13 protein-coding genes are annotated in these 13,821 nt (G+C 43.7%); 11 read left to right on the top strand and 2 right to left on the bottom strand.

Going from position 1 to position 13,821, the window contains the following annotated elements; genetic code table 11:
• Window positions 1–13 precede the first annotated feature (13 nt).
• On the top strand, window positions 14–1,741 hold the full coding sequence (locus ACOAOT_RS01655; protein ID WP_420215357.1) for a phospho-sugar mutase: 1,728 nt from the start codon (window positions 14–16) through the stop codon (window positions 1,739–1,741).
• Here ACOAOT_RS01655 and ACOAOT_RS01660 read toward each other — a convergent pair.
• Both ACOAOT_RS01660 and ACOAOT_RS01665 read right to left on the bottom strand, forming a co-directional pair.
• Window positions 1,731–2,423 (bottom strand): Crp/Fnr family transcriptional regulator, encoded by a 693-nt coding sequence (locus ACOAOT_RS01660; RefSeq protein ID WP_420215358.1) that lies wholly within the window; start codon window positions 2,421–2,423, stop codon window positions 1,731–1,733. The two genes, ACOAOT_RS01655 and ACOAOT_RS01660, sit on opposite strands and share 11 nt — an antisense overlap.
• A 93-nt stretch (window positions 2,424–2,516) precedes the next feature.
• Complete coding sequence (locus ACOAOT_RS01665; protein ID WP_420215359.1) at window positions 2,517–4,058, bottom strand: oligosaccharide flippase family protein; 1,542 nt, start codon at window positions 4,056–4,058, stop codon at window positions 2,517–2,519.
• Window positions 4,059–4,227: 169 nt separating this feature from the next.
• On the opposite strand from ACOAOT_RS01665, the gene nifS reads away from it, so the two are divergent.
• From nifS to ACOAOT_RS01715, 10 genes are all read left to right on the top strand, one after another.
• Complete coding sequence (gene nifS, locus ACOAOT_RS01670) at window positions 4,228–5,412, top strand: cysteine desulfurase NifS (RefSeq protein WP_420215361.1); 1,185 nt, start codon at window positions 4,228–4,230, stop codon at window positions 5,410–5,412.
• Window positions 5,413–5,453: 41 nt separating this feature from the next.
• A complete protein-coding gene (nifU, locus tag ACOAOT_RS01675; protein WP_104434854.1) occupies window positions 5,454–5,891 on the top strand; it encodes a Fe-S cluster assembly scaffold protein NifU in 438 nt (145 codons plus the stop codon).
• A gap of 15 nt (window positions 5,892–5,906) precedes the next feature.
• Entirely contained in the window at window positions 5,907–6,986 is a 1,080-nt protein-coding gene (gene mnmA, locus ACOAOT_RS01680) for a tRNA 2-thiouridine(34) synthase MnmA (RefSeq protein WP_420215362.1), read from the top strand.
• Window positions 6,983–8,104, top strand: coding sequence for an N-acetylmuramoyl-L-alanine amidase family protein (locus ACOAOT_RS01685; protein ID WP_420215363.1), 1,122 nt, complete (start codon window positions 6,983–6,985; stop codon window positions 8,102–8,104). Before mnmA ends, ACOAOT_RS01685 begins: the two co-directional genes overlap by 4 nt.
• A gap of 146 nt (window positions 8,105–8,250) precedes the next feature.
• Complete coding sequence (locus ACOAOT_RS01690; RefSeq protein ID WP_420215364.1) at window positions 8,251–9,141, top strand: patatin-like phospholipase family protein; 891 nt, start codon at window positions 8,251–8,253, stop codon at window positions 9,139–9,141.
• A 45-nt stretch (window positions 9,142–9,186) separates the two neighbouring features.
• Entirely contained in the window at window positions 9,187–9,672 is a 486-nt protein-coding gene (locus ACOAOT_RS01695) for a GNAT family N-acetyltransferase (RefSeq protein WP_420215365.1), read from the top strand.
• Window positions 9,673–9,830: 158 nt separating this feature from the next.
• Window positions 9,831–10,400 carry a hypothetical protein gene (locus ACOAOT_RS01700; protein ID WP_420215366.1) on the top strand — a complete coding sequence of 190 codons (570 nt, stop codon included), beginning with the start codon at window positions 9,831–9,833 and terminating at the stop codon, window positions 10,398–10,400.
• A 42-nt stretch (window positions 10,401–10,442) separates the two neighbouring features.
• Window positions 10,443–11,726, top strand: coding sequence for an FG-GAP repeat domain-containing protein (locus ACOAOT_RS01705; RefSeq protein ID WP_420215367.1), 1,284 nt, complete (start codon window positions 10,443–10,445; stop codon window positions 11,724–11,726).
• Window positions 11,704–12,390, top strand: a complete 687-nt coding sequence (locus tag ACOAOT_RS01710) for a response regulator transcription factor (RefSeq protein ID WP_420215368.1) — start codon at window positions 11,704–11,706, stop codon at window positions 12,388–12,390. Before ACOAOT_RS01705 ends, ACOAOT_RS01710 begins: the two co-directional genes overlap by 23 nt.
• 4 nt (window positions 12,391–12,394) lie before the next feature.
• Entirely contained in the window at window positions 12,395–13,780 is a 1,386-nt protein-coding gene (locus ACOAOT_RS01715) for a sensor histidine kinase (RefSeq protein ID WP_420215369.1), read from the top strand.
• Window positions 13,781–13,821: the final 41 nt, after the last annotated feature.

Here is a 13,821-nt window from a genome sequence, read left to right on the forward strand (position 1 = left end):
GTGAGAAAATAAGATGGAAGCCAGAAACGAATATGAATCATGGTGTAAAAATCCATTTTTTGATGAGAGGATTAAAAAGGAACTGCTTGCCATTAAGGATAATGAGACGGAGATTCAGGACCGTTTTTATAAAGAACTGGAATTTGGGACCGGAGGACTAAGAGGAATAATGGGAGCAGGAACAAACCGAATGAATATCTATACGGTGCGCAGGGCAACCCAGGGGCTGGCTAATTACATTATCAGGGAAAAGGGAGAAAAAAGAGGTGTAGCCATTGCCTATGATTCCAGGAATCATTCCCCAGAGTTTGCTCAGGAGGTGGCTCTTTGCCTGGCAGCAAACGGAATCGGCACTTACATATTTGATTCATTGAAACCCACACCAATGCTTTCCTTTGCAGTTCGAAGGCTGGGGTGCATTGCCGGAGTTGTGATTACAGCCAGCCATAATCCACCTGAATACAATGGTTATAAGGTGTATTGGGAAGATGGTGCACAAATTACTGCTCCAAAAGACAAGGAAATAATCGGAGAGGTAAAGAAAGTTACGAATTACGCACAGGTCAGGACCATGAAATTGGAAGAAGCAATAAAAAAGGGTTTTTACCACGTAATTGAAAAGGAATTAGAAGACTGCTATATAGAGGAATTAAAAAAGCTGGTAATTCACCCGGAAATAATTCTTAAACAGCAAAAGAAGTTGAAAATTGTATATACCCCTCTTCATGGAGCCGGTAATTTACCGGTGCGCCGTATCTTAAAAGAACTTGGCTTTGAGCAGGTTTATGTAGTGCCTGAGCAGGAAATTCCGGATGGAAATTTCCCAACGGTAAATTATCCCAACCCGGAAGACAGTAACGCTTTTTCCCTGGCCATTAAGCAGGCAAAAGAGGTGGATGCAGATATTATTCTTGCTACGGATCCGGATGCAGACCGCCTGGGAGTCTATGCAAAGAACGACGAAAGCGGGGAATATGTATCCTTTACTGGAAATATGTCGGGAATGCTTATCCTAGAGTATATCTTATCACAGAAAAAAGAAAATTATGAGCTTCTTAAGAATGGTGCAGTAGTAACAACGATAGTATCCGGCAAGATGTCCAAGGTAATTACACAAGCTTATGGAGTGGAATTAATAGAAACGCTGACTGGCTTTAAATACATCGGAGAGCAGATAAAACTCTTTGAGCAAAGCGGCAGCCATAACTTTTTATTTGGCTATGAGGAAAGCTATGGCTGCCTTGAGGGAACGCATGCCAGGGATAAGGATGCGGTAGTCGCAGCAATGGTACTATGTGAAGCGGCAGCTTATTATCACACAATGGGAAGAAGTCTTTGTCAGCAAATGGAGTATTTATACAAGAAATATGGTTATTATCGGGAAAATCTCAGCACCATCATTTTTAAGGGAATGGATGGATCAGAAAAAATAAATGGAATAATGCAATCGATCAGAAAAAATCCTCCGTCCTGCATCGGAACTTTTCCAGTGATAAAATTCCGTGATTACGAAACCGGTGTGGTAAAAGATTTGGAAAGCAGGGCAGAGTTTCCTACATACCTTCCGCTTTCCAATGTTTTGTATTTTGATTTGGCTGACGAAGCATGGTGTTGTATCCGTCCGTCAGGAACTGAACCGAAGATAAAATGCTATATCGGCGTAAAAGGCTCTGAAAGCTGTGATGCAGCGGAAAAGCTAGCTGGTCTTACAGCTGCGGTAAAAGTCTTAATCAGCAATTAATTCCCTTAAAAAATGCAGACAGGGCATCTCTGTCAGGAATGATGATTTTACCTCTTAGAACACGGACCAGCCCCTGATCGGTTAAATGCTTTAACTGACGGGATACGGTTTCCCGTCTGGATCCCAGCATATCAGCCAGATAAGTAATGCTTAATTCCATATTGATTAAGGTCCCTTCCTCATCGGGAATGCCGTAATCCTTGGAAAGCCGCCACAGCTTTGCTGCGATCTTCTTTTCCCCATGTATGGAGTTGGAAGTATTTTTTAACTGTCGGTATAAGCGGCGGTTTTTTAAAGCAAGGGAATCAAGAATCAGTTTTGTCAGTTCAAAATCATGACGCATGACCTCTAAAAAATCCATCTTTCCAAAGCACAGAACTACAGATGGTTCAAAGGCTTCGCAGTTAATGGAGGCGGGCATATTCTGCAAAACTTCTTCATTCACCATTTCCCCTTTTCCCAATAGAAAAATGGTTTTTCTCTCCCCCTGGGAATTAATCTTATAAAGGGATACGAAACCGGTTACTACTATATAAAGCGTCTGGTTCATTTCTTTATCCCAAAACAGGTGTGATCCTTTTGGAAAACGCCTCAGGCTGCCACAGGCCATCAGTGCCGCCGCTGATTTTTCAGATATGTTTTGAAAAAGCTGGGTACAGGAACAGGCTTCTTTTATATTCATGGGAACCGGATTCTCCTTTTGTAAGTGATATACAAATATTATACTATACCATGAAATTCAACGCAAGGAGTAGGAAAACAGCGCTTTATACCTTTACTCTTCCCCGTGCTTAATAATGTGAGCTCCAAACAGCAGTACCAGATAAAAGATACTTAAAATCAAGATATGTAATGCCGTTTTAATAAACAAAGGAAGGCCTCCAAATGGATCAATAAAGGAAAAAGCTGCGTAATAGATTCCAATAGCCAGTATCATGAGTGCCGATGGTTTTGCAATCATATCCCATGCATTCCACACAAACTCCACCATTTTCTTCAAAGTCAGCACATGCATGAAAGCAAGCAGCAGTTCACTTGCCAGAGCTCCCACCAGGTATGCAAATATTCCCAGACGGGGGATACCAAAAAGCACAAATAATAACCGGAGAGTCATGGCAATGACGTTCTGGGTAAACGTGATGGAGGTTTTGCCCAGCCCGTTTAAGATACTTCCCATGGTGGTAGCCATGTAAAGAAACGGGCAGAGCCATGCCAGCACTGTCATATATTGTCCGGCAGAACTGTCTTTAAACACACTGACTCCCAAATCATTGCCGAATAAAGTAAATATACCAATGCAAAGAATTCCCACATACATACAGTAACGAAGAGACATGGAAATCGCTGTTCCGATCCGTTTCTCATTTCCCTCTGACTGGGCCTCTGCCACAGTAGGAAGTAATAGTACTGCAAGGGAATTAAATACAGTGGAAGGGAACAAAATAAAGGGCAGTGCCATTCCGGTTAAAACACCGTATACAGAAAATGCGGCCGAATCCGAAAGACCGGACATCTGCAGTCTGCTGGGAATCAGTATGGCCTCTGCACTGGCAAGAATATTTAATACCAGCCGGTTTCCCATAAGAGGAACTGCCAGGTGAAGAAGTCCCGGAGCCGTTTCGCCAAAATGGGAGGAATCATAAGCAAAATCTTTGGCCATTTTTGGCGGGAAAAAGCGGTAGGCAAAAACCGTAAAGAGAGAAGATGCAATCTCCCCGATTAAATGTCCCATAACTGCCAGCTGGACAGTAATGGTAATTCCCGACTGGATCATAATGTCAGCAATGAGGAAAACAGCGCCGATTCTTATAATCTGCTCCATGATCTGTGCCAATGCCGGAACGGAGGGACGCTGCATACCATAATAGTAACCGTTGATACAGGCATGAATCGCCGCGCAGGGAACAGATACGGCAAGAAACGTAAGTAATGGCGCGCAGCGAGGTTCCATTAAAATAGAACTGGCGATAAAATCCTTAAACTGAATAATAAGATAAGCAAGGATCATGGAAATAGCCACTGAAATGATAAGACCGCTGCGAAAAACAGAACGGCCCTTCTTCACATTAGCGGCTACGGACTGGGAGATGGCGGTCTGAATGGATCCTGCACAAAGGGCAAAGCAGATTCCAAAAACCGGATGAATCAGATTAAAAATACCCAGACCCTCAGCTCCAATGGTACGGGAGAGAAAGATCCGGTAAAAAAAGCCCAGCACCCGGGTGATGAGCCCGGCTGATGTCAGAAGAAGGGTGCCGGTCAGAAGCGCATATTTTCTTTTTGAAAGTTTTCTGGGGATCTTTAGAGAATCATTCATGAAATCTCCTGAAAATGAGAATTATTATAAATATATGGAAATTGTTCTTTCTTCATGACACAATCATAATGAGAATCATTCCTATTGAATTTCTAGGAAATGTGTGTATAATAGGAAATGTAGATGAAGCTTTTAACTTTAGAACTACAGAAAGGCGGAACTAACAAATATGAAGCAACTGATTTATTTAGACAACGCAGCGACGACCAAAACCAGACCAGAGGTCGTAGAAGCCATGCTGCCTTACTTTACGGAATATTATGGTAATCCTTCTTCCGTATACGAATTTTCCGGTATCTCAAAGAAAGCGGTTCAGGATTCCAGAGAGATCATTGCGAGTTCTCTCGGCGCCAAGACGAACGAAATTTATTTCACAGCCGGCGGTTCTGAATCCGATAACTGGGCTCTCATTGCAACAGCAGAAGCCTATGCAGACAAAGGAAAACACATCATTACCAGTAAAATCGAGCATCATGCCGTGCTTCACACCTGTGAATATCTGGAGAAACGCGGTTTTGATATCACTTATCTGAATGTAGATGAGAATGGTTCCATAAAGTTAGACGAGCTGAAAAAAGCCATTCGTCCAGACACCATCCTCATTTCTATCATGTTTGCCAATAACGAGATCGGCACCATTGAACCCATTAAGGAAATTGGTGAGATAGCAAAAGAGCATAAGATCTTATTCCATACGGATGCAGTTCAGGCATTCGGTCATGTGCCCATTAACGTAGATGAATACCACATTGATATGTTAAGTGCCAGCGGTCATAAGATTAACGGACCAAAGGGAATTGGATTTTTATATATCAGAACAGGCGTTAAGTCTCGTTCCTTTGTTCATGGCGGCGGTCAGGAAAGAAAGCGCCGTGCAGGTACAGAGAATGTAACAGGAATCGTAGGTTTCGGAAAAGCGGTAGAGCTTGCAGTCGCAGGAATGGAAGAGAGAACCCGCAAAGAGACCGAGCTTCGTGAATATTTAATGGAACGTGTCATGAAAGAAGTTCCATACACCAGAATTAACGGCAGCAGAAAGAGCCGCCTTTCCAATAACGTAAATTTTGCCTTCCAGTTTATTGAGGGTGAATCCTTACTGATCATGCTGGATATGAAAGGAATCTGCGGATCCAGCGGTTCAGCATGTACTTCCGGTTCCTTAGATCCGTCTCATGTGCTTCTGGCAATCGGCCTTCCTCATGAGATCGCACACGGTTCTCTCCGTCTGACCCTCGATGAGGTAAATACCAGAGAAGAGATGGATTATGTGGTGGAAGCAATTAAGGAGATCGTAGCAAAACTGCGCAGTATGTCCCCTCTTTATGAGGATTATATCAGACATCAGGGAAACTAGTACAGGGTAGATGAATTACCAGAAAATGGAGAATATAGAATATGTATACAGAGAAAGTTATGGATCATTTTGAACACCCGAGAAATGTGGGTGAAATAGAGAACGCCAGCGGCATGGGTACAGTTGGTAATGCAAAATGCGGCGATATTATGAGAATTTATCTGGATATTGATGACAATCAGATTATTCAGGATGTGAAGTTTAAAACATTTGGCTGCGGTGCAGCAGTTGCTACCAGCAGTATGGCAACAGAGATGGTAAAAGGAAAATCAGTTCAGGAAGCTATGGAGGTTACCAATAAGGCCGTATGTGAGGCACTTGATGGGTTGCCCCCTGTAAAAGTCCACTGCTCCTTGCTGGCCGAAGAAGCAATCCATGCTGCGTTGTGGGATTATGCAACCAAGCATGACATTAAGATTGAAGGCTTGGAGAAGCCAAAGTCTGATATCGGCGAGGAAGAAGTAGAAGAAGAATATTAATGGAAATGGAATACTATGAGTAAAGCGAAAGTAGTAGTTGGAATGTCAGGCGGCGTGGATTCTTCCGTTGCAGCCTGGCTGTTAAAGGAACAGGGCTATGACGTAATCGGGGTGACCATGCAGATCTGGCAGGACGAGGATAACGTGACCCAGGAAGAAAACGGAGGCTGCTGCGGGCTCAGTGCCGTGGACGATGCCAGAAGAGTTGCCTGGGATCTTGGAGTTCCTTATTATGTTATGAATTTTAAAGAAGAATTTAAATCACAGGTTATCGATTACTTTGTAGAGGAATACCAGAGAGGACGGACTCCCAATCCCTGTATCGCCTGTAACCGCTATGTCAAGTGGGAGTCTCTTTTAAAGCGGAGTTTAGATATTGGAGCGGATTATATTGCCACAGGTCATTACGCCCAGATCGACCGGCTTCCAAACGGCAGATATGCCCTTAAAAAGTCAGTGACTGCTGCGAAAGACCAGACCTATGCTCTTTATAACTTAACACAGGACCAGCTGGCCTGCACCCTGATGCCGGTAGGTGCTTATTCCAAAGATCAGATCAGGGCTATTGCTGACCAGATCAATCTAAACGTTGCTCATAAACCGGACAGCCAGGAGATCTGCTTTATTCCAGATCATGATTATGCCGGTTTTATTGAAGAGAGCGCAGGAGAGCGGGCCCCGGAAGGTAATTTTGTGGATCTGGACGGCCAGGTCATTGGACGCCATAAAGGAATCACTCATTACACCGTAGGCCAGAGAAAGGGACTTAATTTATCCCTTGGCTACCCGGTTTTTGTTGTGGAGATACGCCCTGATACAAACGAAGTGGTGATTGGAACAGGAGAGGATGTCTATTCTGACACCCTTCGTGCCGGTCATTTAAACTGGATGGCAGTTGACGGTATTTATGGAGAAGAGATGGAGGTAATGGCAAAGATCCGTTACAGCCACAAAGGCGCCCCCTGTACCATAAAAGAGGTGGAGGACGGCGTGGTGGAATGCAGATTTGAGGAGCCGCAAAGAGCGATCACTCCCGGACAGGCTGTGGTATTTTACCAGGGCGAGTATGTAGTGGGAGGAGGAACCATACTGTGATAATCAGAAAAAAATCAAGCAGATGGATGGTTCCTGCCGTCCTGCTTTTTTGTCTGTTTCTGCTTTCTGGCTGCGGGAAAAAATATGAAGCCATACAGACTCCTGCAGTAGAAGAAGCAAAAGGAGAATTATCCCAGGAGGCTGAAAGTGCTCCTGTAACCATTGAAGACGATACGGAAAAGACGGCGGAAAAAAGCTCTCACGAAGCTTCTGTGACGAAGGAGACAGCTCCTGAGTTTCAAAAAGCAGATGAGACGGTTTATGTGACTGGCAGCGGAGTGAATGTCAGGACACAGCCATCTTCTTCCGGACAGATAGCAGCCACTCTTAATCAGGGAGCGGCACTGAAGCGAACCGGATACAGCCAGAGCTGGAGCCGCGTTATCTATGAGAACAAAGAATGCTATGTGTCTTCCCGTTATTTATCCAAGGACAAGCCGGCGGATAAGGCAGCAGTCACTCCTTCCGTTTCAGGAAGCGGTAACGGAAAGCTTATTGCCATTGATCCGGGACACCAGGCAAAGGGGAACTCACAAAAGGAACCCATCGGACCAGGATCCTCTCAGATGAAACCAAAGGTGGCTTCCGGAACCCAGGGTGTGTCTACGGGTATACCAGAATATAAGCTGACTCTGGATGTCTCCCTTAAATTAAAGCAGGAGCTGCTGAACCGGGGGTATCGTGTTTATATGATCCGCGAGACCCATGATGTGAATATCAGCAATGCAGAGCGTGCCAATATGGCAAACGAAAGCGGAGCGGATATTTTTGTAAGGGTTCATGCTAATTCATTAAACGACAGCTCTGTAGCCGGAGTCCTGACCATGTGTCAGACTTCTAAGAATCCTTATAACGCCAATCTGTACGGTAAAAGTTCCGCTCTTTCTAAAACAGTGGTAAACGGAATCAGCAGCCAGACCGGATTTAAAAACCGTGGGGTACAGGAGACTGATTCCATGAGCGGAATTAACTGGTGTAAAATACCGGTAACCATCGTGGAGATGGGCTTTATGAGTAATGCAGAAGAAGATAAAAAGATGGCCACCGATGAATATCGCGACAAGATTGTAAAAGGAATTGCAGATGGAATCGATGCCTATTATGCAGGCGGGAATTAAAACCATATAAGACGCCGGAAAGTGAAAGGGAAGACCCTGTTGCTTTCCGGCTTTTTGCTGTCCTCCTTCATCCCGTCAGGTTATAAATGAACAGAAAAAAGCATACATTTTCCTGAAACGTTTCTTCCAGGCAAGGAGAAAAAAACATGGCGGATTATGGGCTTGCGTTAGCAGGAGGAGGAACCAGAGGAGCGGTTCATGTAGGCGTTCTTACGGCGTTAGAAGAAAATGGTCTTTTGCCCACCCAGGTAGCAGGAGCCAGTGCAGGAAGTATTGTGGCTGGATTATACGCATCCGGAATGGATATTGGAAAGATGAGAGATACAGTGAGATGGCTGGCAGCCCACGGAGAAAATTATATTGATCCCAATATAATCGGTGTCATTTTATTTCTGCCCCAGGTGCTGCTTCATAGAAAGACATCTTTAATGGGCTTAATTAAAGGTAACCGGCTTTCTGATTTTCTCTGCGATTTAACCGAAGGGATAGAAATACAGGATTGTAAGACGGGGCTGTTAATCCCGGCAGTGGATATTAACAGCGGAAATACGGTTGTATTTACAAATCTTTTTCAGGAAAAGGTTCCTATGTCAGCACTTCGGGAAGAAAATGTGAGATGGCAGAAAAATGGGCTTTTATGTGACATTATGATGGCAAGCTCTTCTGTTCCAGCAGTATTCTGCCCAAGGCAGATTAATGGCTTTTTGCTGGTGGATGGGGGAGTGACCAACAATCTTCCGGTAGACTTACTGATTTCAACGGGAGTATCAAACGTCATTGCAGTTGATATTGGGGAAGCATATGAAATGCCAAAGGATCATTCCATCATGGAGATTGCGTTCCATTCATTTTCCATTATGAGCAGGGAGTTAAAGGACTGCCGTTCCAGCGGTGAGATTCTTCTGTTAAAGCCACCGATTCCCAAAGGGTCAGGGCTTTTAACCTTTGAATATATGGAGGAATGCATGGAAAGCGGATATCTGTATACGAAAAAAATGATGCCGCGGATTAAGCATGTTCTGGAAAAAATAAAATAAATACGGTATACTGTATAAAAATACATTTACATGAGGAGAAATATAATGGAACAGACCTTTCGATATGCACAGGAATCAGATACTGCTCTGATTCTGGAATTCATTAAAGCACTGGCAGATTACGAGAAAATGTCAGATGATGTGGTTGCTACAGAAGAACTTTTAAAAGAATGGCTGTTTATGCAGAAAAAAGCAGAAGTGATTTTTGCACTTGCAGACGGGAAAGAAGTAGGATTTGCATTGTTTTTCCATAATTTCTCCACATTCCTGGGCAGAGGCGGGATCTATCTGGAAGACCTGTTTGTAAAGCCTGAATACAGAGGTAAGGGAATTGGAAAAGCCATTTTCAAGAAATTAGGTGCCATTGCAAGAGAACGTGGCTGCGGAAGACTGGAGTGGTGGTGCCTGAACTGGAATCAGCCCAGCATCGATTTTTATCGCTCCATGGGAGCAGAGGCAATGGATGAATGGACCGTATACCGCATTGCCGGCGAGGGCCTGAACCAACTGGCAGATGGTGGTGAAAAATAAAGGGATCAGAATACAGGAAACAGACAGGGGGGGGCGTTATGAAAACGCTCCCTTCTTTATTTGGAAAAGAATCATGAAATTGTAATGTCTTTGTAACCAATTTTATTTCATTACGGGTTATACTGCTATTGTAAGAAATAAATTCCAAGGAGGATATCATGAGACGTATCATGGGAAAAAATAATAAAAAATACAGCAGGAGGCTGCTGGCTGCATTACTGCTTTTCAGTATGTTGGAAATAAGCGGATGCAGTATAAAAGAAACAGACAGGACAGCTGGTAGCACGAAAGAATCCATTGCCCCTTCCATAATCCAGACTGAGGCTGCAAAGGAAAGTTCTACGGCAGCAGAAAATGAGTCAGCCCTGTTAGACCGCTATATCGCTCTGTTGGGCCTTACAAAAGAGGAGCTGGTGAAAAACTTAGGCGAGGAGCCGGAGAAGATTGACGAGGGAGGTCTGGAATTTAAAAAAGCCGGAATCCGCATCTGGTTCGATCAGACGAATTACAAGACAGCAGAGCAGATTTTTGTAATGGATCCGGATTTTGACATTCATGGTGTGAAATTGGGTGAAAAAATTGACAAATTTAAAGAAGTGTTAAAAGATCCGGTCAGCGACCGGAACGGGGATGCTCATTTTAAATATAACGATATCTATCTGTCCATTAACTACGATACAAATACCCAGGTCACCTATGGATTGTATCTGTTGAAGAATGATTTTTAATGGCAGAATCACAGCAGCTTGAAAAGAGACGGAGACACAAACATGAAAAGAAAAAATAAAAAGATCCTGTTGCAGGCAGCGGTCGCAGCTGCAATGACCGCATACTTAACCGGATGCAGTTATTCCGGCAATCAGGCGGGGTTCATACAGCAGCCCAAAGCGGAAAATTCAAAAGAAGAGGATCTTACACAGAAAATAAAAAGTATCCTGCCTGCAGGTGCCGAATATTTAACGGCTGATCATTCAGATAAGAAACAAAGCATCGTTCTTGATGACATCAATCAGGACGGGAAACAGGAAGTGCTGGTTTTATATCGGGATACCAGGGATAATAAGCAGGCACATTTCCTGATGTTACAGGAAAAGGACGGAAGTTACGAAAAAATATGGGATCAGGAGACCGGATTTTCCTCGTTTGATTCATTTGAAGTGGTGGATCTAGATGGAGACGGAAAAAAGGAGATCATGGCAGGCGGACAGATTTCCGGTCCGGAAAGCCCAAAGCAGTTGTTCATCTATGAGCTTAATCAGGGGCAATTAGTGCAAAAGGAAAACCGCAGTTATGAAAAGCTTTTAATCAGGCAGTTTGGAAACAGCCAGACCCCTTCTATATTTTTATTGGACGGAAAAATAGAGGAAGAACAGAAAGCAGAACTGTTTTCCTATGAGACAGGTCAGTTGATATCCCGTTCCAGCGTGGAGTTAAATCCCCAGGCAGTCCCGGAACAAATCACAGCCGGACTTCTGGCAGATGGGGCAGATGGCGTCTTTGTTGACAGCGGACTGGGTGCCCATTCCATGTTAACGGAAATTCTTGGAGTGAAAGACGGAAAACTGATAAAAGTGGGAGATGACAACGACAGTACTCTGATGAAGGAATATCCTCTTTACAGCAGAGATATAAACGGAGACGGTGTCATTGAGGCAGGAGGAATGTATATACCAAACGGGTATGAAGATGCTGCTATGGCTGAGATTCCATTTATCCAGGTTTATTATGACTATAAGCTGGATGGATCGAAAACGGCTGTTGAGGAACGTTATACAGAAGAAGGGCAGCATTTTTATATTTCCATTCCATCGGATTTAAACGGTAAGATCACGGTAAAACGATTGGAACAGGGTGTACAGCTTGTAACCGTTTCAGGGGGAGAAACCGTGTTTGAAGTGAAATGGGCAAAGAACGATGATGCTGGCCAGCATGGCACCATTTTGGGCAAGACAAACGATACCATCTATTATACTGAGTCAAAAGATGAACTGCCTATATCCAGAGACCAGTTTCACCTGATGGGGGAGGAAAATGAAAGCAATACTGGTAGTTGAGGATGAGCTTTCCATCAGAAGCTTTATCTGCCTGAATTTAAGGAGAAAGAAGTATGAGGTTCTGGAAGCAGAAACCGGTGAGAAAGCACTTGAACTGTTTGCGTCCAACCCGGTGGATGTGGTGCTGCTTGACCTCATGCTTCCAGGTATCAATGGATTTGCTGTCTGTGAGAAAATGAGAGATTTAAGTCCTCAGGCGGGGATTATTATGTTGACAGCACGTTCCCAGGAAGAGGATAAAATCAAGGGACTGATTCAGGGAGCCGATGATTATATCACAAAACCATTCAGTATGACAGAACTGGAGGCCAGAATCATTTCTCTTCTGCGCCGTATGGATTTAAGATCCTTTGACCAGAATGGGACAAGGCTTTGTTCCGGGCCATTTGAGCTGGATTTTGAAAAGAACCGGTTAATACGAAAGGGGTTTGCCGTAAAGGTGACGCCTACGGAGTTCAGCCTCATTCAGTTCTTTATCAGAAACAAAAACAGGGTTTTTACCAGAAACCAGATTTTAGATCAGGTATGGGGAGAAAATTATGTGGGAGATCTAAAGGTGGTTGATGTGAACATCAGGCGGATCCGAAGGAAGATTGAAGATGACCCGGCAAATCCAGCGTACCTGTGTACGGAATGGGGATATGGATATATTTGGAAGGAGTGATTGATTGAAACGGAAAGTAATGGCCTATTTTATGATAATCATCCTTCTTACACTGGGTCTTGTACTGGCTAGTTTTGGTATTGGAGTAAAAAAATATTTATATCAGCAGATATCAGATACCTTCGAACACTATGCCCAGGCGGTTATTCCCGTTTGGGATGGGCAGTCTGATTCCCGATCGTTCCGGCTGTCGGACTTCAGTGACCAGATCATTAAAGACTATACGTTTCAGGGTGCAGATTTAGAGCTGTTAAGCAGGAGCGGACAGATGATTCAGTCTTCAACCGGATTTTACAAAGACCGAAGTTACTGGATAGATCCCCAGGTGCCTGACGGAAAAACTGTTTACAGGGTGGAAAAAAACGGCCAGGCAAAAGAACGGATTATGGCTGTATACACGCCTCTTTTGTATGAAGAGCAGGTGGTGGGGATATTAAGATATACCACCTCCTTAAAGCCGGCGGACAGCACTATTTTAAGGTTTTTTTCTTATGCACTGCTTACCTGTACTGTAATTGCAGCCATCACTTTTTTTGTCAGCCTACATCTTGGAAATTCCATTGTAAAACCACTGGAAGATATTATCTCTTTAACAAGAAAAATGGCTGAGGGTAATTACCGGGAGAAAATCAATAAGCAGTATCCTTATGAAGCGGGAGAACTGGTAACCATATTAAACCATATGGGAGATGAAATTGGAAAAGCGGATCAGTTAAAAAATGATTTCATCTCTTCCATATCCCATGAACTTCGCACTCCTCTGACCGGAATTAAGGGGTGGGTGGAAACCATGAGAGGGCCTGAGGGGCTACAGGAAGAGGAGATGGAGTTTGGTCTTAAGATAATCGAACATGAAACTGAGCGGTTAATCACTATGGTAGAAACCCTGCTTGACTTTTCCAGATACCAGTCGGACCGGGTGACAGTTTCATTTGGGCAGGTTAATATAGAAGAACTGGTTTTGGAAGTGGTGTTTCAATTACAGAAAAAAGCAGAAAAGAAGGACATACAGCTTGAGACCAGCACTGATTTTTTAGAAGTTTACGGAGATGGGGATAAACTGAAACAGGTACTGCTAAATGTAATAGATAATAGTATTAAATTCTCAAATAAGCACAGTATCATTTTTGTGGATCAGAAAAAGGAACCCGATTGGGTTAAAATTACAATCCGGGATTCTGGTACAGGCATTAAGCCCGAAGATCTTTCTTATGTGACCAGATCCTTTTATAAAGGAGAGGATCAATCAGCTGGGGAAGGGATCGGTTTATCCATCTCCCAGAAAATAATCGAGTTGCATGGAGGAAAACTTGAAATAGAAAGCGAATATGGAAAGGGGACGACGGTTACCATTCTCATACCCAAAAACCACTGCGTCGACCACTCATAAAATAAGATACCGCAGCCCTTTTTATTGGGCTGCGGTATCTT

It is taken from the genome of Lacrimispora struthionigena (assembly GCF_048627165.1).
In the GTDB taxonomy this organism is placed as follows: Bacteria; Bacillota; Clostridia; order Lachnospirales; family Lachnospiraceae; genus Lacrimispora.